Origin of the sequence: Ideonella benzenivorans (assembly GCF_020387415.1) — a bacterium.
Lineage (GTDB): Bacteria > Pseudomonadota > Gammaproteobacteria > Burkholderiales > Burkholderiaceae_C > Ideonella > Ideonella benzenivorans.
Map to the genome: position 1 here is coordinate 157149 of NZ_JAGWCB010000001.1, position 19494 is coordinate 176642.

Annotated in this window: 18 protein-coding genes, 1 tRNA gene and 2 pseudogenes; 11 read left to right on the top strand and 10 right to left on the bottom strand. The window is 70.2% G+C overall.

What is annotated here, in order from left to right:
- Nucleotides 1-8 precede the first annotated feature (8 nt).
- Nucleotides 9-84 (bottom strand) — tRNA-Thr (locus KGA65_RS00640).
- Between the two features lie 274 nt (nucleotides 85-358).
- On the opposite strand from KGA65_RS00640, the pseudogene KGA65_RS00645 reads away from it, so the two are divergent.
- Nucleotides 359-1371: pseudogene (locus tag KGA65_RS00645) on the top strand (CaiB/BaiF CoA transferase family protein).
- A 132-nt stretch (nucleotides 1372-1503) separates the two neighbouring features.
- Nucleotides 1504-2106 carry an SIS domain-containing protein gene (locus KGA65_RS00650; RefSeq protein WP_225861208.1) on the top strand — a complete coding sequence of 201 codons (603 nt, stop codon included), beginning with the start codon at nucleotides 1504-1506 and terminating at the stop codon, nucleotides 2104-2106.
- A 25-nt stretch (nucleotides 2107-2131) separates the two neighbouring features.
- Here KGA65_RS00650 and KGA65_RS00655 read toward each other — a convergent pair whose 3' ends face one another.
- The 3 genes from KGA65_RS00655 to prfB all read right to left on the bottom strand — a co-directional run bounded on the left by KGA65_RS00655 (nucleotide 2132) and on the right by prfB (nucleotide 6993).
- The gene (locus KGA65_RS00655; protein WP_225861209.1) at nucleotides 2132-3160 is read right to left on the bottom strand and encodes a class 1 fructose-bisphosphatase; all 1029 of its coding nucleotides are present in this window, start codon (nucleotides 3158-3160) and stop codon (nucleotides 2132-2134) included.
- A gap of 21 nt (nucleotides 3161-3181) precedes the next feature.
- Nucleotides 3182-5854, bottom strand: coding sequence for an aminopeptidase N (gene pepN, locus KGA65_RS00660; protein WP_225861210.1), 2673 nt, complete (start codon nucleotides 5852-5854; stop codon nucleotides 3182-3184).
- Nucleotides 5855-5888: 34 nt separating this feature from the next.
- Nucleotides 5889-6993 (bottom strand): peptide chain release factor 2 gene (gene prfB / locus KGA65_RS00665; RefSeq protein WP_225861211.1). Its coding sequence is split into 2 segments (ribosomal slippage): nucleotides 5889-6911 and nucleotides 6913-6993, totalling 1104 coding nucleotides; the frame shifts between segments, so codons are not numbered across the junction.
- 260 nt (nucleotides 6994-7253) lie between these two features.
- Between prfB and KGA65_RS00670 the strand changes: the two genes are divergently transcribed.
- Both KGA65_RS00670 and KGA65_RS00675 read left to right on the top strand, forming a co-directional pair.
- A complete protein-coding gene (locus tag KGA65_RS00670; RefSeq protein WP_225861212.1) occupies nucleotides 7254-7502 on the top strand; it encodes a DUF4212 domain-containing protein in 249 nt (82 codons plus the stop codon).
- A 16-nt stretch (nucleotides 7503-7518) separates the two neighbouring features.
- Entirely contained in the window at nucleotides 7519-9618 is a 2100-nt protein-coding gene (locus tag KGA65_RS00675; protein WP_225861213.1) for a sodium:solute symporter family protein, read from the top strand.
- 18 nt (nucleotides 9619-9636) lie between these two features.
- Here KGA65_RS00675 and KGA65_RS00680 read toward each other — a convergent pair whose 3' ends face one another.
- A complete protein-coding gene (locus tag KGA65_RS00680; protein ID WP_225861214.1) occupies nucleotides 9637-10617 on the bottom strand; it encodes an alpha/beta fold hydrolase in 981 nt (326 codons plus the stop codon).
- A 61-nt stretch (nucleotides 10618-10678) separates the two neighbouring features.
- Here KGA65_RS00680 and KGA65_RS00685 point away from each other — a divergent pair, with 61 nt between their 5' ends.
- A complete protein-coding gene (locus KGA65_RS00685; RefSeq protein ID WP_225861215.1) occupies nucleotides 10679-11167 on the top strand; it encodes a GNAT family N-acetyltransferase in 489 nt (162 codons plus the stop codon).
- 13 nt (nucleotides 11168-11180) lie between these two features.
- Here the strand turns inward: KGA65_RS00685 and KGA65_RS00690 are convergent, their stop codons facing one another.
- The 4 genes from KGA65_RS00690 to KGA65_RS00705 form a co-directional block, all read right to left on the bottom strand.
- Nucleotides 11181-12233 carry a GGDEF domain-containing protein gene (locus KGA65_RS00690; protein WP_225861216.1) on the bottom strand — a complete coding sequence of 351 codons (1053 nt, stop codon included), beginning with the start codon at nucleotides 12231-12233 and terminating at the stop codon, nucleotides 11181-11183.
- Nucleotides 12234-12378: 145 nt separating this feature from the next.
- Entirely contained in the window at nucleotides 12379-13026 is a 648-nt protein-coding gene (locus KGA65_RS00695) for a hypothetical protein (protein ID WP_225861217.1), read from the bottom strand.
- Nucleotides 13013-13237 (bottom strand): helix-turn-helix domain-containing protein, encoded by a 225-nt coding sequence (locus KGA65_RS00700; RefSeq protein WP_225861218.1) that lies wholly within the window; start codon nucleotides 13235-13237, stop codon nucleotides 13013-13015. The genes KGA65_RS00695 and KGA65_RS00700 overlap by 14 nt, the downstream gene beginning before the upstream one ends.
- Nucleotides 13237-13803, bottom strand: a complete 567-nt coding sequence (locus KGA65_RS00705) for a DUF2975 domain-containing protein (protein ID WP_225861219.1) — start codon at nucleotides 13801-13803, stop codon at nucleotides 13237-13239. The genes KGA65_RS00700 and KGA65_RS00705 overlap by 1 nt, the downstream gene beginning before the upstream one ends.
- A gap of 117 nt (nucleotides 13804-13920) precedes the next feature.
- Between KGA65_RS00705 and KGA65_RS00710 the strand changes: the two genes are divergently transcribed.
- The 3 genes from KGA65_RS00710 to KGA65_RS00720 are packed head-to-tail and all read left to right on the top strand — an operon-like array spanning nucleotide 13921 to nucleotide 15645.
- Nucleotides 13921-14061: a hypothetical protein gene (locus KGA65_RS00710; protein WP_225861220.1), complete on the top strand. Its 141-nt coding sequence runs from the start codon at nucleotides 13921-13923 to the stop codon at nucleotides 14059-14061.
- Complete coding sequence (locus tag KGA65_RS00715) at nucleotides 14058-15143, top strand: aldo/keto reductase (RefSeq protein WP_225861221.1); 1086 nt, start codon at nucleotides 14058-14060, stop codon at nucleotides 15141-15143. Before KGA65_RS00710 ends, KGA65_RS00715 begins: the two co-directional genes overlap by 4 nt.
- A gap of 13 nt (nucleotides 15144-15156) precedes the next feature.
- The gene (locus tag KGA65_RS00720) at nucleotides 15157-15645 is read left to right on the top strand and encodes an aminoacyl-tRNA deacylase (RefSeq protein ID WP_225861222.1); all 489 of its coding nucleotides are present in this window, start codon (nucleotides 15157-15159) and stop codon (nucleotides 15643-15645) included.
- A gap of 24 nt (nucleotides 15646-15669) precedes the next feature.
- Here KGA65_RS00720 and KGA65_RS00725 read toward each other — a convergent pair whose 3' ends face one another.
- A complete protein-coding gene (locus KGA65_RS00725; RefSeq protein WP_225861223.1) occupies nucleotides 15670-16296 on the bottom strand; it encodes a TetR/AcrR family transcriptional regulator in 627 nt (208 codons plus the stop codon).
- 224 nt (nucleotides 16297-16520) lie between these two features.
- On the opposite strand from KGA65_RS00725, the gene KGA65_RS00730 reads away from it, so the two are divergent.
- The 3 genes and pseudogenes from KGA65_RS00730 to KGA65_RS21145 form a co-directional block, all read left to right on the top strand.
- Nucleotides 16521-17810 (top strand): TolC family protein, encoded by a 1290-nt coding sequence (locus KGA65_RS00730; RefSeq protein ID WP_225861224.1) that lies wholly within the window; start codon nucleotides 16521-16523, stop codon nucleotides 17808-17810.
- A 40-nt stretch (nucleotides 17811-17850) separates the two neighbouring features.
- On the top strand, nucleotides 17851-18957 hold the full coding sequence (locus KGA65_RS00735; RefSeq protein WP_225861225.1) for an HlyD family secretion protein: 1107 nt from the start codon (nucleotides 17851-17853) through the stop codon (nucleotides 18955-18957).
- A pseudogene (locus tag KGA65_RS21145) lies at nucleotides 18936-19490 on the top strand (ABC transporter ATP-binding protein); the annotation flags it as partial. The gene KGA65_RS00735 and the pseudogene KGA65_RS21145, both read left to right, overlap by 22 nt.
- Between the last annotated feature and the right edge of the window lie 4 nt (nucleotides 19491-19494).

The following is a 19494-nucleotide window of genomic DNA, read 5'->3' on the forward strand; positions in this document are numbered from 1 at the left end:
GAAAAGATTGGTGCCGGTGAAAGGAGTCGAACCCTCGACCTTCGCATTACGAATGCGCTGCTCTACCAACTGAGCTACACCGGCGTCGCAGCTTGCGGTGACGACACTGCAGCGCTTGCGAGCCCGCGATGATAGCGGGAAATCTCGGGTCTGTGAAGTCACCTGCGGCTGCGCAGGACGCTTCGAGAATGGCGCACAACACACACAGACCTGGAGACACTTCATGACCGATGCCGCCCGCCCTGGCGCATTCCCTACCCAGACGCCGATGCCCGAGGGCGTGTCGTGGTCGCGCCCGCTGCAAGGCCTGCGGGTGGTCGAGTTCGAGGGCCTGGGCCCCGGGCCTCTGGCCGGGCGGATGCTGGCCGACCTGGGCGCCGAGGTGCGGGTGCTGGCCCGGCCTGGCGGGGGTGGCGTGGCCGCGCAGTTGGGGGGCAGCGGCGATTCGCCGCTGCGGCGTGGCAAGCAGGTGCTGGCAGTGGACCTGAAGACGCCGCAGGGGCATGCCCAGGCGCTGGAGGAGATCGCCCAGGCCGAGGCCCTGATCGAAGGCAACCGGCCCGGGGTGATGGAGCGGCTGGGCCTGGGGCCGGCCGACTGTGCCGCGCGCAACCCGCGGCTGGTCTATGGGCGCATGACCGGCTGGGGGCAGGCGGGGCCGCTGGCGCCGGTGGCGGGCCATGATCTGAACTACGTTGCGCTGACGGGCCTGCTGGGGCTGGGTCTGGCCCCGGGTCAGCGGCCGCAGCTGCCGCCCACCTTGCTGGGGGACGCCCCGGGGGCGTTGGGGCTGGCCTTTGGCATCGTCAGCGCGGTGCTGGCGGCGCGGGCCACGGGGCAGGGCCGGGTGGTGGACGCTGCGATCGTCGACATCGTGGCCATGCTGGGCGGTCTGGTGCACTGGATCCGTGGCAACGGGCAGCTGGACGGGCCGGGGCCCAGCCCGTTCCACGACTCGCCGTTCTACGACAGCTACCGCTGTGCCGATGGTGGCTGGATCACGCTGGGGGCCCTGGAGCCGCAGTTCTATGCGCTGCTGCTGCGCACGCTGGGGCTGGACGATGTGGACGTCGCCGCCCAGCACGACACCACGGCCTGGCCAGCGCTGAAGGCTCGTTTCACCGCCTGTTCGCCCGCCAGCCCCGTGCGCACTGGGTGGCGCTGCTGGAGGGCACGGACGTCTGCTTTGCCCCGGTGCTGTCGCTGGACGAGGCCGCCGCGCATCCGCACCTGCGGGCCCGTGGCGTGTATCGACGGGATGCCGCCGGGCGGCTGGACGCGGCCCCGGCACCGCGCTTTGCGCCGCTGGTGCGCGGGGCTGGTGACGGCACTGACGGAGAGGCCGGGCGCCACCGCAGCGTCAAGCCCTGAGGACCGGAACTGGGCGGTTCAGCGCCGCTTGTTCCGCCGCTTGGGCAGGGCAGGGGCATGCCACCATCACAGAACGTGAAATAAGTCCGCTGGATGTTCCGGTGGGCGCTGCCCTTCGACCAGGATCTGGCCATGGCTCTGCTGACCGAACCGCTGCAGTTTGTCGTCCCCGTTGCCTCTGCCGCACCGGCGCCCGCCGCACCGGTGAGCGGCTTTCTGCGGGCCTGGCAGGCCCAGCGGCAGGTCTTTGACGCCCTGCTGGGGCTGCAGGCCCCGCTGGAGCAGGCGGCGGCCCGTCTGGCCAACTGCCTGGGGGCGGGGGGCAAGCTGCTGTGGTGTGGGCAGGGCGGCTCGGAAGCCACGGCGCACCGGCTGGCGGCCTTGATGAGCGGGCTGGCGCAAGGCGATGGCCGCCCGTTGGCGGCGCTGGCCTTGTCCGGGGAGGACACCAGCCGCCTGGCGCGGCAGGTGCAGGCCCTGGGGCGGCCGGGGGATGCGCTGGTGCTGCTGTCGGCCGGCGCGCCGCCGGCGGCGCTGCTTGACACGGTGCGGGCGGCCGCCGACACCGCGATGATGGTGGTGGCCGTGCTGGGGCCGGCGTCCGAGGAACTGGCCGAGGAATGCCACCTGGCGCTGTGCCTGCCGGAGGCGGCCCGCGCACGGCGCGAGGAGGCCGAGCTGTTCCTCGGTCACTGCCTCTGCGAGCTGGTGCGCGAGCAACTGGCCGGCGCCTGAGCGGCGGCCGGCCGGGGGCAGGGGCTCAGCCCTGCTTGGCTTCCAGGTGGTAGCGGGTGACCTGCTCGACCTCGTTCTTCGAGCCCAGGACCACGCTGACGCGCTGGTGCAGCTTCTCGGGCTGCACGTCCAGGATGCGCTGGTAGCCATTGGTGGCGGCGCCACCGGCCTGTTCGACCAGGAAGCTCATCGGATTGGCTTCATAGAGCAGGCGCAGCTTGCCCGGCTTCTCTGGTTCGCGCTTGTCCCAGGGGTACATGAAGATGCCGCCACGGGTCAGGATGCGGTGCACGTCGGTCACCATCGAGGCGACCCAGCGCATGTTGAAGTCCTTGCCGCGCGGGCCTTCCTTGCCGGCCAGACATTCGTCGATGTAGCGCTTGACCGGGGCATCCCAGTGGCGCATGTTGGACATGTTGATCGCGAATTCCTTGGTGTCGGCCGGGATCTGCACGTTCTCGGCGGTCAGCACCCAGGAGCCGGTTTCGCGGTCCAGCGTGAACATCGCCACGCCGTCGCCCACCGTCAGCACCAGCATCGACTGCGGGCCGTACAGGCAGTAGCCCGCGGCCACCTGCTGGTGGCCCGGCTGCAGGAAGTCGGCTTCGCTGACGGGCTCGATGGCGTCGGGGTCGTCGTTGGGCTTCTTCAGCACCGAGAAGATGGTGCCGATCGAGACGTTGACCTCGATGTTGGACGAGCCGTCCAGCGGATCGAACAGCAGCAGGTATTCACCGGCCGGGTAGCGGTTGGGCACGGTGTGGATGGTGTCCATTTCCTCGGACGCCATGGCCGCCAGGTGGCCGCCCCATTCGTTGGCTTCGATCAGCACTTCGTTGGAGATGATGTCGAGCTTCTTCTGCACCTCGCCCTGCACGTTCTCGGTGCCGGCGGTGCCCATCACCTCGCCCAGCGCGCCCTTGTTGACCGCGATGGCGATGCGCTTGCAGGCGCGGGCCACCACCTCGATCAGCAGGCGCAGCTGGCCCGGGATGTGGCCGTGCAGCCGCTGCTGCTCGACCAGGTACTGCGTGAGACTGACACGCTTGTTCATCAGATTCCTCCTGGGATCGGTTCAGTCCGCCAGCGCACGCTCGATGATTTCGCGCGTGTCGCTGGAAAGATCGGTTTTGGCGGCCACGCGGGCGATGGCTTCGCGCGCCGCGCTGCGGTAGGGCTCGGCCAGATTGCGCCAGCGGTCCAGCGACCGGGCGAAGCGCGAGGCCAGCTGCGGGTTGGCCGTGTCCAGCTCGATGACCTTGTCGGCCCACAGCACGTAGCCGGCGGCATCGGTGCGGTGGAAGGCGGCCGGGTTCGAGTTGGACAGCGCGAACAGCAGCGCGCGGGCGCGGTTCGGGTTGGCCAGCGTGAAGTCCGGGTGCTTGAGCAGGGCCTTCACCTGGGCGAAGGTCTGGCCGTTCTTCTCCGGCGCGCGGGCCTGCAGCATGAACCACTTGTCCAGCACCAGCGGTTCGTGCTTGAACAGCGCGTGGAAGCGCGCCAGCGCCGGCTGGGCCAGCTCGGCGTGGGCGCCCACCAGGGCTTCCAGCGCGCCCAGGCGGTCGGTCATGTTGCCGGCATCCTTGAAGCGCTGGTAGGCCTTGCCCGGCCAGGTCATGTCTTGCGTGGCCACGGCCTCGCGCACCAGCATGGCCAGCGCGTGGTTGGCCAGGGCGCGGCGGCCGCTCTGCTCGGCGTCGGGGCGGTAGCCTTCGGCCACCTGGTGGGCTTCCCAGGCCCAGGCCCAGTCGGCGCTCAGCGCGGAGGCCAGCTGGTCGATCATCGCTTCGCGGACCGCATGCAGGCGCTGCGGGTCCACGTCGGTGACCTGCTCGGCCACGTAGATCTCCGAGGGCAGGGACAGCGCCAGTTCCTTGAAGGCCGGGTCCAACGCGGGGTCGCGCAGCACGGCGCGCATGGCGTCGATGAAGGCGGCGTCCAGCACCACCGCGTCCTGGTGGCCCAGGCCGGCGATGATGCGGCTGAGCGCCAGGCGCTGGCCGGCTTCCCAGCGGTTGAAGGCGTCCGGGTCGTGGGCCAGCAGCACCAGCAGATCGGCGTCGGTGAGGCCGTCGTCCAGCAGCACCGGGGCCGAGAAGTTGCGCAGCAGCGAGGGCACGACCTCGGCCTGAATGCCGGTGAAGGTGAAGCGCTGCTCGGCCTCGGTCAGCACCAGCACGCGCTCGGTGCCCTGGGGCGCATCTTCGCCGGCCAGTTGCAGCGGCAGGGCCTGACCCGCGCGGGTCAGCAGGCCCAGCGCCACCGGGATCAGCTGCGGCTGCTTGCCGCTCTGGCCCGGGGTGTCGGGCAGCTGCTGGCGCAGCGTCAGGGTGTAGGTGGCCGCTTCGGCGTTCCACTCACCGCGGGCGCTCAGGCGCGGCGTGCCGGCCTGGGCATACCAGCGCTTGAAGACATCCAGGTGCTGGGCCAGGGCGCTGGCGGGGTTGGCGTCGGCGATGGCCTGGGCGAAGTCGTCGCAGGTCACGGCGTGGCCGTCATGGCGCTCGAAGTACAGCGACATGCCGGCGGCAAAGCCTTTGCGGCCCACCAGCGTGTGCATCATCCGCACCACCTCGGCGCCCTTTTCGTAGACGGTGGCAGTGTAGAAGTTGTCGATGGCCTGGTAGGCGTCCGGGCGCACCGGGTGGGCCATCGGGCCCGCATCCTCGGGGAACTGGCGCTCGCGCAGCGTGCGCACGTCGCCGATGCGGCGCACCGCGCGGGCCGAGGCGCTGCCGGCCATGTCCATGCTGAATTCCTGGTCGCGGAAGACGGTCAGGCCTTCCTTCAGGCTCAGCTGGAACCAGTCGCGGCAGGTGACGCGGTCGCCGGTCCAGTTGTGGAAGTACTCGTGGCCGACCACGCTCTCGATGCCGTCGAAGTCGGTGTCGGTGGCGGTGGCGGGGCTGGCCAGCACGTACTTGGTGTTGAACAGGTTCAGGCCCTTGTTCTCCATCGCGCCCATGTTGAAGTCGGGCACCGCGACGATCATGAAGCGTTCCAGGTCCAGGGCCAGCTTGAAGCGGGCCTCGTCCCAGATGATCGACGCGATCAGCGAGTTCATCGCATGCTCGGTCTTGTCCAGGTCACCGCGGGTGACGTAGACCTGCAGAAGATGCTCCTTGCCCGAGCGGCTGCGCACCCATTGCTCGCGCGCCACCAGGTCGGCCGCGACGATGGCGAACAGGTAGCTGGGCTTGGGGAAGGGGTCGTGCCACTTGGCGAAGTGCTTGCCACCGTCCAGCGTGCCTTGCTCCACCAGGTTGCCGTTCGAGAGCAGCACCGGGTGCTTCTTCTTGTCGCCGCGCAGCGTGACGGTGTAGACCGCCATCACGTCCGGCCGGTCCAGGAAGTAGGTGATGCGGCGGAAGCCCTCGGCCTCGCACTGGGTGAACAGGCCCGAGCCGGAGGCGTAGAGGCCGCTCAGCTGGGTGTTCTTCTCCGGGGCGATGGTGTTGCGGATCTCCAGCGTGAAGGCATCGGCCGCCGGGGCGTCGATGACCAACTGGCCGTCTTCATGGCGGAACGAGACGCTCTGGCCATCCACCAGCACGCGCAGCAGGTTCAGGTCCTCGCCGTGCAGGCGCAGCGGCTGCACGGGCAGGGCGCTGTTGCGCTCGATGGCGAGCTTGCTGGAGACGATGGTCTTGGCCGCGTCCAGGTCGAAGGTCAGGTCCGCGGTGCGGATCCAGTAGGCCGGGGCGAGGTAGTCTTCCCGGCGCACCAGGGGGGTGGTGCCTTCACGCATGATGGTGGATGTCCTTGGGTAGATGGAGGGGGGCTCAGAGGCCTTGCTTCAGGCTGGCGGCGATGAAGGCATCGAGGTCGCCGTCCAGCACCTTCTGGGTGTTGGAGGTCTCGACGTTGGTGCGCAGGTCCTTGATGCGGCTCTGGTCCAGCACGTAGGAGCGGATCTGGTGGCCCCAGCCGACGTCGGTCTTGGTGTCTTCCAGCTTCTGCTGTTCTTCCATGCGCTTGCGCATCTCGTGGTCGTACAGGCGCGAGCGCAGGCGCTTCCAGGCCACGTCGCGGTTGCTGTGCTGCGAACGGCCGTCCTGGCACTGCACCACGATGCCGGTCGGGATGTGCGTCAGGCGCACGGCCGAGTCGGTCTTGTTGATGTGCTGACCGCCCGCGCCGCTGGCACGGAAGGTGTCGGTGCGCACGTCGGCGGGGTTGATGTCGATCTCGATCGAGTCATCGACCTCGGGGTAGACGAACAGCGAGGCAAACGAGGTGTGGCGGCCGCCGGCCGAGTCGAACGGGCTCTTGCGCACCAGGCGGTGCACGCCGGTCTCGGTGCGCAGGTGGCCGAAGGCGTATTCGCCCTCCACCTTGATGGTGGCGCTCTTGATGCCGGCCACGTCGCCGGGGGTTTCGTCTTCCAGCGTGGCCTTGAAGCCCTTGCGTTCGCAGTACTTCAGGTACTGGCGCAGCAGCATGCCGGCCCAGTCACAGGCCTCGGTGCCGCCGGCACCTGCCTGGATGTCGATGAAGCAGTTGCTCGGGTCCGCGGGGTTGCTGAACATGCGGCGGAATTCCAGCCGCTCGACGATCTCGCGCAGCTTGCCCGCGTCGGCCTCGATGGCCTCCAGCCCGGCCTCGTCACCTTCCTCCTTGGACATTTCGAACAGCTCGGTGTTGTCCGAGAGGTTCGTGGTCAGGTGGTCGATGGTGCCGACGACTTCGTCGAGCTGCTTCTTTTCCTTGCCCAGCTCCTGCGCCCGCTTGGGGTCGTTCCAGATGTCCGGGTTCTCGAGGGTGGCGTTGACCTCGTTCAGCCGCAGTGCTTTGCGGTCGTAGTCAAAGATACCCCCGTAGGTCGAGCGTGCGCTGGGTCAGATCGGCCAGCGAGGTGCCAATGGCATTGATGCGTTCGACGTCCATGGTGTGTGTCCTTGTTGCCTGGTGTTCAAACGGGTGATTTTCGCTCAAGACGGGCCGGGGTGCCGCGCTGCCGGGGGGCGGTGCTTGGGGGGAATCCGGGCCGGCCCGGCTGTGCGGCGGTGCGGCTTGCCGCCACAATCGGCGCCATGCGCCCCGCCGGGCGCCTTCAGCGGGCAGGATGTGACAGGCAGCAGCAAGTGACAGGCAGGGAGGTTCAGGCAGTCCCGTCGGGGGCGGCGCACCCGTCGCCATCGGATTTGGTGGCCCGCCAGCGTGCGCACTGGCGGGGCGTGCGTCGCTGGACGGCCGGGTTGCTGGCCTGCTGGATCCTGTCGAGCTTCGGGATGCCGTACTGGGCCCGCAGCCTGGACCTGTCCCTGGGCGGTTCGCCCTTCAGCTTCTGGTGGGCGGCCCAGGGGGCGATGCTGCTCGACCTGGTGCTGGTGGTGCTGTACGCCTGGGTCATGCACCGGCTGGACCGGCGCCTGGACCTGGGCGACGGGGTCTGAGCCGGACGTGCGATCGATGCGCCACCGCCTGCCGACCCGCCCGCTGGTGGCCCTCGCCTGGCGCCACCGCCTGCACTGGCTGTACCTGGGCTACACCCTCTGTTTCCTGGGTTTCCTGTTCGGCATGGGGGTGCTGGAGCGCTGGGGCCTGCCGCGCCAGTACATCGGCTTCATCTTCCTGGCGGCGCCGTTGGTGATCTACGCGATCATCGGTGTGCTGGCCCGCACGACGGACCCGGCCGAGTACTACGTGGCCGGCCGGCGCGTGCCCGCCTTCTACAACGGCATGGCCACGGGGGCCGACTGGCTGAGCGCGGCGTCGTTCATCGGCCTGGCGGGCACGCTGTACCTGAGCGGCTATGGCGGTCTGGCCTTCGTGATGGGCTGGACCGGCGGCTTTGTGCTGGTGGCGCTGCTGCTGGCGCCGTACCTGCGCAAGTTCGGCCAGTTCACCATCCCGGACTTCCTGGGGGCGCGCTACGAGGGCCAGCTGCCGCGGCTGATCGGGCTGGTGGCCACCATCCTCTGTTCGTTCGTCTACGTGGTGGCCCAGTTGTACGGCGTGGGCCTGATCACCACCCGGCTGACCAGCATCGCCTCGTTCGAGATCGGCATCTTCCTCGGCCTGGGCGGCGTGCTGGTCTGTTCGTTCCTGGGCGGCATGCGGGCCATCACCTGGACCCAGGTGGCCCAGTACATCGTGCTGATCGTGGCCTACCTGGTGCCGGTGATGTGGCTGAGCGCCAACCAGACGGGGGTGCCGCTGCCACAGTGGGTCTACGGGCAGCAGCTGCAGGCCGTGGGCCAGGCCGAGATCCGCCTGAAGGCCGATCCGCGCGAGCAGGAGGTGATCCGGCTGCTGCGCGACCAGGCCCGTGGGCTGGACGAGAAAATGGCCCACCCGGAGGCCGCCCTGCAGGCCGACCGCGACGCGGCCTGGCAACAGGTGGAGGCCCTCAAGCGCGAGAACGCGCCGCTGTACGAGATCCAGGCCGCCGAGCGCACCCTGGCCCGGCTGCCTGCCTCGGCCGAGGTGGCGGTCGCGGCCTGGCGCCAGGCGCGCGATGATCTGCTGGCCCGGGCCCGGCCGCTGGCGGGCATGCCCGACCATGACCAGCAGTTCGACGGTCGTCCCGACGGCACGGCCGAGGAACGGGGCCGCTACGACACCTCGCGCCGCAATTTCCTGGCCCTGGTGTTCTGCCTGATGGTCGGCACGGCCGGGCTGCCACACATCCTGATGCGCTACTACACCACCCCGTCCGTGCGCGAGGCGCGGGCCTCGGTGGGCTGGTCGCTGCTGTTCATCGTGCTGCTCTACATGACGGCGCCGGCCCTGGCGGTGCTGGTCAAGTACGAGATCTTCAACCACCTGGTGGGCCAGCGCTTCGAGGCGCTGCCGGAATGGATCGCCACCTGGAACCGGGTGGACCCCAGCCTGCTGTCGGTCAGCGATGTGAACCATGACGGCGTGCTGCAGCTGGGGGAGCTGCGGATCGGCAGCGACATCCTGGTGCTGGCCATGCCGGAGATTGCCGGACTGCCCTACGTCATCACCGGCCTGGTGGCCGCCGGCGGGCTGGCGGCCGCGCTCTCCACCGCCGATGGCCTGCTGCTGACCATCTCCAACGCGCTCTCGCACGACTTCTATTTCCGCATGGTGTCACCGCGGGCCATCAGCTCGCGCCGGGTGATGCTCTCCAAGCTGCTGCTGCTGCTGGTGGCGCTGGGCGCCGCCTGGGTCGCCTCGCAGAAGCCGGCCAACATCCTGTTCCTGGTGTCGGCGGCGTTTTCACTGGCGGCCTCGGCCTTCTTCCCGGCGCTGGTGCTGGGGGTGTTCTGGCAGCGAGCCAACCGCTGGGGGGCGGTGGCCGGCATGCTGGCCGGACTGGGGGTGACGTTCTGGTACATGGCCACCACCCATCCCTGGCTGCGGGGGGGGTTGGGCATCACCACCCCGGTGCGGCTCTGGTGGGGCATCGAGCCGATCTCGGCCGGAGCCTTCGGGGTGCCGGTGGGCTTTGCGGTGATCATCCTCGTGAGCTGGCTCACGCCCGCCCCGCCGGCCGAGGTGCGCGAGTTCGTGCAGCGGCTGCGCTACCCGCGGGCGGACTGAGCCACCGCGGGCACTGGCTCAGGGCAGGTCCAGGAAGGCCCGCAGGTGGCGCGCCAGCACGTCGGGCTGGTCGTGGTGCAGCATGTGCCCGGCCTGGGCCAGCGTGTGGCGCTCCAGGCTGCCCACGGCGGCCAGCCGGGCCTCGAACTCGGCGCGCGGGAAGCGGTCGCCCCACCAGTGGCTGGTCTCGGAATCGGCCCCCTCCACCCACAGCACCGGCGCGGTGATGCGGGCCCAGCAGGCCAGCACCTCCTCGACCCGATAGATCAGCGGGTTGATGTTCTTGTGCGCCGGGTGGGCCAGGATGTGCCAGAGGCCGTCCTCGCCCGGGGCGGCCCATTGGCGGGCCAGCCAGCCCGCGCGGGCGTCGGACAGGCGTGGGTTGTTCTCCTGCAGCCGGGTCTGCACCCCCTTGGCATCGGCGTAAGGCCGCAGGCCGTGGGGGTGGCGCAGGTGGTTGAGCCAGCGCGCCAGCCGGCTGGGGGCTTCCTCGGCCTGGCCACGCGGCAGACCGTAGCCCTCGATGTTGACCAGGCGCCGCACCCGCGCCGGTTGCACGCCCGCATAGGTCATGGCCACGTTGCCCCCCATGCTGTGGCCCAGCAGGTCCACCGGGGACTTCGGGTCCAGGCCCAGGGGCGCCAGGCTCAGCAGGGCGTCCAGATCACCCAGGTAGTCGGGGAACCAGAAATTGTCCGTGGCCGGCCCGCGGGTGAGGCCGAAGCCGCGCCAATCCATCGCCAGGATGTAGCGGCGCTCGCCCTCCTGCGCGGCCAGGGCGTCCACCAGGAACTGGAACGAGGCCCCGATGTCCATGAAGCCATGGGCCAGCACCAGCGGCGGCCGCTGGGGGGTGACCAGGCTGGGGTCGCCCCAGCTGCGGACGTGGTATTCGAACCCGCGCACCGGCACCCACTGGCTGCGGGGCGGGCGCTGGGGTTGGTAGAGGGGCGCGGGAGGCGGGGGCGCGGCGGCGGCGCGAGGGTCGGCGGGCGTCATGCATGCACTGTAGGGCGGGCGCCGCCGGCTGGCATCCCCCCAAATCGGACAGAATGGGTCCATGTCCGAAAGTTACAAGCTGCGCGTGGCCGAACCGCGCGACGTGCCGGCCATCGTCGGCCTGATCACCGAACTGGCCGAATTCGAGCATCTGACCCATCTGCTGCAGATCACGCCTGAGAAACTGCTGCCGCAGTTGTTCGGGGCGCGTCCGGCGGCCGAATGCCTGGTGGCCGAGGTGCAGGGCCAGGTGGTGGCTTTCGCACTCTTCTTCACCAATTTCTCTACGTTCCTCTGCCAGCCCGGCCTGTACCTGGAAGACCTCTATGTGCAGCCCGCCTGGCGTCGGCTGGGTCTGGGCAAGGCCTTGCTGCGCCGGCTGGGCCGGCTGGCAGTGGAGCGCGGCTGCGGACGCTTCGAGTGGACGGTGCTGGACTGGAACGCCAACGCAATCGGCTTCTACCAGCGCATGGGCGCCACGGTGCTGCCCGACTGGCGCATCTGCCGCGTCAGTGGAGATGTGCTGGCGGCCTTCGCCGACGAACCGTGACCGCTGCCGCGGCTCAGTCGGCCGCGGCGCAGCAGCTCTGGTTGCGGCCCGCAGCCTTGGCCCGGTAGAGGGCCTGGTCGGCCCGGCGCAACAGGGCTTCGCGGTGGTCATCCGGCCGGTACTGGGTCACGCCCAGGCTGACGGTGAGCACCCTCCCATGCGGGAAGGCGGTGGTGGCCACGGCCTGGCGGATGCGCTCGGCCAGTTCGCGGGCCTCCTCCAGGAGGGTGGCCGGCGCCAGCAGCAGGAACTCCTCCCCGCCCCAGCGGCCCACCAGGTCACAGGCCCGGACCTGGCTGGACAGCACCTGGCCCAGCTGGCTGAGCACCTGGTCGCCGACCTCATGGCCATGGTTGTCGTTGACCTGCTTGAAATGGTCGATGTCCAGCAGCAGCACCGACAGCACCTGTCGGCCGCGCTGGGCCAGGGCCAGCAGGTTGTCCAGCTGTTCCAGCATGGCCCGCCGGTTCGGCAGGCCGGTCAGCGGGTCGGTGCTGGCCAGCACCTGCATGGCCACCATGCGTTCGCGCGCCATCTGGTAGCGGTAGCGCAGGCGGCCGATGGCCAGCAGCGCCACGATGAAGGTGAAGTGGGCCAGCGCCATGTTGATCAGCACGGCCCGGACCTCGGCGCCCCAGGGCGCGAGGGCGCCCTGGCTCAGCGCAATGCCACTGGGCAGGAAGATCGCGGTGAAGGTGATGCCGACCAGCCCGAGGGCCGCCCGCCGTTCCAGGAACAGGAAGGCCAGCACGTAGCCCAGTGGCATCCAGAACGTGGAGGAGACCAGCGCCAGGGGCGAGCGGGGCATGAGCGGGTTGAACAGCGCCAGGAGGATGGCCGTGACCAGATAGGCATTGAGGACGAGCGCCAGCGCCAGGTAGATGCGCGGGGCCCACTGTGGCCGGTGGTGCAGCAGGGCCAGGCACAGCAGCAGCACGGCGGCCACCAGCGGATAGAGTCGCTGGTCCCAGGGCGCGATCGTCCGGGTCAGGGTCTCGACCAGCGCGACGCTGGCGAGTGCCGCCAGGCCCAGGCCCAGCAGCCCCTTGACCAGCCGCACATCCATGACGGCGGCGTGCGGGCGGGGGCTGTCGAGGTCGTCCAGAAGGGCCGTGGGAAGGGGGCATGGCGGCAGGGCGGCGGAGGCCAAGGCCGCACTGTACGGGAGCGCGCCCGGTTTGGGCAGGGGCGGTGCCCGCCGCCCACCCCGCTCAGCGTGGGCAATCCCCGCTCAGGGCGCGTACGGCCAGGCCGGGCAGGGCCAGCAGCCCTCCCAGCGGCAGCGGCCCGATCTTCGAGACGGCCGGGTCGCGCAGGCAATCACTCTTGGCGGACTTCGACACGGCCTGCTCCACCCGCTGAGCCGCGGTGTGCGGCGTCTGGCCGGTGGCGGAGGCTGCGCGCTCCGAGAGCAGCGGCTGGCGGGCGATGTCCCGGAGGGCCTGGCGCGTGGCCTCGCTGTCCAGCAGCGAGCCCCGCGGGACCGCTGCGGAGGCCGCGGTCATCGGGCTGGGGGGGCTGGATGCCACGGGCTCTGACCGGGCGGCCGCCTCTGCATGGAGGGTGCCGGCGGTGGCGGGCGCTGGTCGAGGGGCCTGGATGCCCTGCGTTGCCACGGGGCGCCTGGGGGCGGTGGCCCGGGGCTGCGGCGGCTTGCCGGGGGCGATTGCGGGGACGGCGGCCATGGGGGCCGGTGCGGCCGGCCACAGCAGCCACACTGGCGCGGGTTCGGGCCGGGTGGGCTGCAGCTTGGCCGCCCCGGGGCGCAAGGCCTGCTGCCACAGCCCCCACAGGCCCAGGTGCAGCGCGACCACCAGCAGCCAGCCGGGGCTGTGCCGGCGCCAGTCAGGCCGGGCCATGCTCGGCGTCGGGCTGGTATTCCAGCAGGTCGCCGGGTTGGCAGTCCAGGGCCTGGCAGATTGCTGCCAGCGTGTCGAAGCGCACACCGCGCACCTTGCCAGATTTCAGCAGCGAGATGTTCTGTTCGGTGATGCCAACGCGCTCGGCCAGCTCGCGCGAGCGCATCTTGCGCCTGGCCAGCATCACGTCCAGGTTCACGACGATGGGCATCAGACGAAGCCCTCGTTCTCGGCCGCCACCCGGGCCGCTTCCTGCATCACGCGGGCCAGGGCCAGCACCAGCAGCGCGAACAGCAGTTGCTGGTAGTCGTTGGAGCCAAAGCTCAGCGTGAGCAAGCGGTGGCCGGGCGGGTTGTCCCAGGTGCGGGCCACGCTGGCGGCGGCGTGGAGCAGGGGGCCGGCCGCCCAGTCCGCCAGCAGCCAGCCGCCCAGGCGGCGCAGGGCCTGCACGGCGGTGTCCGAAAAGAGCCGCCCCTGGCCGTACTCACCGAACAGGCGCCAGAGCTGCCAAGCCATGCCCAGCGCGAACAGCAGCCCCAGGTAGACCAGACCCAGCAGGCGCAGCCTCGCCGGGGCGGGCAGGGCGGGATTGCCCAGGCCGAGCGCATCGGTGCCATCAAGCGGGACCGCCCCCGGATGCCACCACAGCCACAGCGGCGAGAGCAGCAGCAGTGGCAGCCCCACCAGCAGCAGGCCTCGGACGAGGCGGCTCAAGCGTCCCAGCCGGGCCGCCAGACGGGCCTGGGTGGGGGATGGTGGAATGGCGGTGGGATGCATAAAACTTACTGTAAAACAGCAAATACTATGTGTCAAACATTCAACTTCGGGCACTCTGCCTGGCGGTTGGCCGGGGCCTGTCTGCTGGGGGCGGGGGCCTTGCTGTGTTGGTGGGGCGTGCGCCATCTGACCTGGGTGCTGGTGCTGCGCCTGGAGCCGCACCGACTGACGGTCAGCCTGGGGGCGCAGCTGCCGATGGCGCGGGCCTCCTCGGTGAAGGCAAGGTCGGGCCGCTTGGGGCACACTGCCGGGCCATGACTTCCATCCCCTCCTTGTCCGCGGCCCGGGTGCCGCTGGGTCGCAGCGATTTGTCCGTGTGTCCGGTCTGCCTGGGCACCATGACCTTTGGTGAGCAGGTGGGCCAGGACGCCGCCCATGCCATCCTGGACCGGGCCCTGGCCGCCGGTGTGAACTTCATCGACACCGCCGAGATGTACGCGGTGCCGGCCCGCGCCGAGACCAGCGGCGCGACCGAGACCATCATCGGTGAGTGGTTTGCCCGCCGCCCCGGTGCGCGTCAGCAGGTGGTGCTGGCCAGCAAGGTGGCCGGCCCCAGCCGCAACATGGCCTGGATCCGTGGCGGTGCCAAGGATCTGAAGCCCGAGCACATCGTGGCCGCCTGCGAGGCCAGCCTGAAGCGCCTGCAGACCGAGGTCATCGACCTCTACCAGATCCACTGGCCCAACCGCAATGCGCCGGCCTTCGGGGCCCTGTACTTCGACCCCGCCAAGGAGACCGAGAACAGCGCGATCGAGGCCCAGCTGCGGGCCATGGAGACCCTGGTGCGCGACGGCAAGATCCGCCACGTGGGCCTGTCCAACGAGACGCCCTGGGGCGTGATGGCCTTTCTGCGCGAGGCCGAGCGCCATGGCCTGCCGCGCATCGTCTCGGTGCAGAACCCTTATGCGCTGACCAGCCGCGCCGTGGACAACGGCTTGGACGAGGTGCTGTGGCGCGAGCAGGTGAGTCTGCTGGCCTATTCGCCGCTGGCCTTCGGCGCGCTGACTGGCAAGTACGACGGTCCCGGCCTGGATGCCGATCAACCGGAGCTGGGCCGCCTGGCCCGGTTTGAATCGATGCGGCTGCAGCGCTGGGCCCGTGGCGAGGCCGTCAGCGTGGCGGCGAAGTACAACGCCCTGGCCCGCGCGCATGGCCTGACCCCCACCCAGCTGGCGCTGGCCTTCTGCTACCGCAGCTGGCGGGTGGCCGCCACCATCATCGGCGTCACCAGCGTGGCCCAGTTGGACAATTGCCTGGCCGCCTGGCCGGTGACCCTGTCCGACGAACTGAGCCAGGCCATCGACGCGCTGCGCTGGCAGCACCGCGACCCGGCGCAGTGAGCGGGGAGGGGGCATGGCCAAGAAGGACAAGCACGTCAGCGAGACGCCCGCCACCCAATGGCTCAAGCAGCATGGGGTGGCCTACACCGAGCATGTCTATGACTATGTGGACCACGGCGGCACCGGCGAATCGGCCCGCCAGCTCGGCTGGCCTGAGCATGCGGTGGTCAAGACCCTGGTGATGCAGGACGAGAAGGCCGAGCCGCTGATCATCCTGATGCATGGCGACAAGCAGGTCAGCACCAAGAACCTGGCCCGGGCCATCGGTGTCAAGAGTGTGGAGCCCTGCAAGCCGGAAGTGGCCCAGCGCCACAGCGGCTACCTGGTGGGGGGCACCTCGCCCTTCGGCACCCGCAAGGTGATGCGCGTCTACGTCGAGGACAGCGTGCTGGCGCTGGAGCGTTTGCTGATCAACGGCGGCCGCCGGGGCTACCTGGTGGAGATCGCTCCGGCCGTGCTGACCGGGCCGCTGGCCGCGCAGTCGGTGCACTGCGCCATCTGAGCTGGCGCCGGGCCCGGCGGTGCGTCAGGGCACCGGCAGCAGGCCCAGCACCAGGCGCACCAGCGCCTCGGTGAAGGCCGGGCGGGCCAGCAGGGTCGGGTCGTCCAGCAGGGCGGCCCGCACGGTGGACAGCAGTGCGTGGCCCAGCACGAAGCACAGTTCCGGCGTGGCGGCCGGGTGGCGGGCCGCGCCGGTGATTTGCAGCAGCCGCTCGGCGATCCGGGTGGCCGCAGGCGCAAAGCGGCGGTGCACATCCTCCACATCGCGGTGCAGCAGCACCGTGCGGATCACGTCGCCCATCACCTGGTGGCGTCCGCCGAAGGACTGCAGCCACACCGCCAGCACCTCGCGCACCGCGACTTCGCGGGGGCTGGCGGCCAGGCGGGCGCTCAAGGTGTCCAGCAGTTGCAGCCCGCGTTCCAGTTCGTCCTCGGCCATGGCCACCAGCAGTTCCTGCTTGTTCGGGAAGTACTGGTAGAGCGTGCCCACGGCAAAACCCGCCCGGGCGGCGATGCGGTTGGTGCTGAGCCGGGCCAGCCCCTCGCTTTCCAGCAACTGGGCGGTGGCTTCGAAGATCGCCCGCAGGGTGTCATCCACGCGAGCCTGGACCGGCACCTTGCGCCAGCGACCCAGCGAAGCGGGCGCTGGCATCACCGGATCTCCCCGGGCCAAAACTGAGCCTTGCACGCCAGGGGCGCCCCGGGGGCGAGGACGTTGGGGTCGAAAAAAAGCCTGCGGGCGTTGCAGGGCATGTCATTCTTGATGCGCATCAAGTGTCTTGGAATCTGAGTCCGCCGCCGGCCTGCGCTCCCTAGAATCTTTTCATGCTGCGCTGCACCGTCGGCGTGGTTTTCCATTCACTTTGCCACAGTCCCATGACGCTGCGTCCGTCCGCATTTTCCTGGCATGTCACGCCGATCCTGCTGGCCGCCCTTGCCATGGGAGGGCCGGTGCGTGCAGAGACCCTGAACCAGGCGTTTGAGCAGGCCTTGCAGGTGGATGGCAAGCTCAAGGCCAGCGAGCGGCAGATCGGGGCCGCGCAGTCGGCGGTGGACGCCGCGCAAGGCCTGTCGCTGCCGAGTTTCGCGGTGGACGCGGCCTACAACCACTGGTCCGAGGCGCCGGCCGTGCAGGCCACGGTTCCCATGCTGGGCACGCTGCAGATGCCGGTGATGGAGGTCAACGGCGGTGTCTACCGGGCCGGGGTGAGCGTGCCGCTCTACACCAGCGGCGCTTTGAGCCGCAACACCCAGGCTGCCGAGGCCACGCTGGGCGCCGCCCGCAGCGACACCGAGCGCACCCGGCAGGATCTGAAACTGCAGGTGGCCGAGGCCTACATCAACGTGCTGCGCGCCCGCAGCCTGCTGGCGCTGGCCGAGAGTGGCGTGCAGACGCTGGCCTCGCACCTGAAGGACGTGAACGCCTACCTGGACAAGGGCCTGGTGGCGCGCAACGACCAGCTGGCGGCCCAGGCCGCCTCCGACAACGCCCGTCAGGACCGCATCCGGGCCCGGACTGCGGTGCAGATTGCCGAGTCGGCCTACAACCGGCTGCTGGGTCGGCCGCTGACCCAGCCGGTGGCGATCGACGAGATCACCCTGACCCCGGCCGACCTGGCGACGCCCGACCCCGGCCGCACCCGTTCGGAGGTGACCGCGCTGATCCGCCAGACCGAGGCGCTGCGGGCCCAGTCCGAGGCCGCGCGGGCCCAGGGTGGGCCGCAGGTGGTGCTGAGTGGCGGCTTCAACCAGATGGACAACCGCTACCTGGCCAAGGAAGGGCTGTGGAACGTGGCGGTGGGCCTGCACTGGTCGATTTTCGACGGTGGGGTGCACCGCAGCCAGGCCGATGCGCTGGCCGCCCGCGCGGATGCGGTGGCGGCCCAGCGTGCCGATGCCGAAACCCAGGTGGCGCTGCAGCAGCATGCCGACCGGCTGCTGGTGGACGAGGCGGCCGCCCGCACCGAGGCGGCACAGAGCGCCGTGACCCAGGCCGACGAGAACCTGCGCGTGGCCCGCGACCGCTACCAATCCGGCGTGGGCACCAATACCGAGGTGCTGGATGCCGAAACCCTGCGCCTGAAGAGCCACAACAACCTGAGCAACGCCCGCTACGACCATGCCCTGGCCGTGCAGCGCCTCAAGCGCGCCTTCGACGCGCTCTGAGCCGTCGGACCTTGCCCCTTACTCATCACACCGATCTGCCATGAAACTCTCCAAACCTGTTGCGCTGGGCCTGGGGGCCGCCATTGTGGTCGTGGCCGCCGTGCTGGGCTGGCGTCTGGTGCTGGCGCACCGGGCCCTGCCCGAGGGTCTGATCCAGGTGAACGGCCGCATTGAGGGCGACCAGGTCACCGTGGCCAGCAAGCTGGCCGGCCGGATCGCCGAGCTCAAGGTGCGCGAGGGCGACAGCGTGAAGGCCGGTCAGGTGCTGGCGGTGATGGACGCGGCGCAGATCCAGGCCAAGGTGGACCAGGCCACGGCAGCGGTGGCCGCGCTGGGGGCGCAGCGTGCCGCGGTGGCGACCGCGCTGGGTGCCTTGCGCCGCCAGGTGCCGCTGGACCAGGCGGCGGCCGACACCGGCGTGTCGCAGGCCGCGGCGGTCAAGACCAAGGCCGAGGCCGCCCGCGCCCAGGCCGAACGGGATGCGCAGCGGCTGGAAGACCTGGCCCGGCGCGGCTCGGTGCCAACCCAGCGTGGCGAACAGGCCCGGCTGGCGGCCACCGCGGCCGCAGCCGATGCCACCGCCGCTCACGAAGCCCTGTCACGCGCCAAGGTGATGTCGGCCCAGGCCGGCCTGGGGGCGGACAAGATCCGCGCCAAGGAGAGCGAGCTGGCAGCCGTCACCGCCCAGCAGGCCCAGGCCCAGGCCACGCTGGCCGAGGCGCAGAGCGTGCTGAACGACCTCACGCTCAGGGCGCCCAGCGCCGGCGTGGTGGTCACCCGCGTGCGTGAACCCGGCGAAATCGTTGCCGCCGGCAGCCCCATCGTGGATCTGGTGGACCTGGACCACCTCTACCTGAAGGCCTATGTGCCGGAGGCCCAGATCGGCCGCCTGCGCCTGGGCCTGCCGGCCCAGCTCTGGACCGACGCTTTTCCGAAGCAGCCCTTTGCGGCCACGGTGAAGAACATCGGCCAGCGCGCCGAGTTCACGCCCAAGGAAGTGCAGACGCCCGACGAGCGGGTCAAGCTCACCTACGCGGTCAAGCTCTACCTGGACCAGAACCCCGACCACCGCCTGACCCCGGGCGTGCCGGCCGACGCCGTGGTGCGCTGGAAGGACGGCGTGGCATGGCAGCAACCCCGTTGGTGAGCCCCGGCGTGCGTGCCGAACGGCCGGGCGACGCGGCGGCCACGCCGCTGGTGTTGCGCGCCCAGGGCTTTGGCAAGCGCTACGGCAAGACCCAGGCGGTGCAGGGGCTGGACCTGGAGATCCGCCGCGGCGAGATCTTCGGCCTGATCGGGCCGGACGGCGCGGGCAAGTCCAGCCTGATGAAGGCCGCGGCCGGCGTGCTGACCTTCGAGGAAGGCACGCTGGAGGTCTTCGGCACCTCGCTGGACAGCGACGCCGCGGCCGAGCGCATCAAGGACCGCATCGGCCTGATGCCGCAGGGGCTGGGCCAGAACCTTTATGCCGACCTCTCCATCGAGGAGAACGTCGACTTCTTCGCCCGCCTGCGGCTGGTGCCCCAGGACGAGTTGGCCGCACGCAAGCAGACCCTGCTGGCGATGACCCGGCTGGACAAGTTCCGCGACCGGCCGATGAAGCAACTCTCGGGCGGCATGAAGCAGAAGCTCGGCCTGGTCTGCACCCTGATCCATCAGCCGCAGTTCATCATCCTGGACGAGC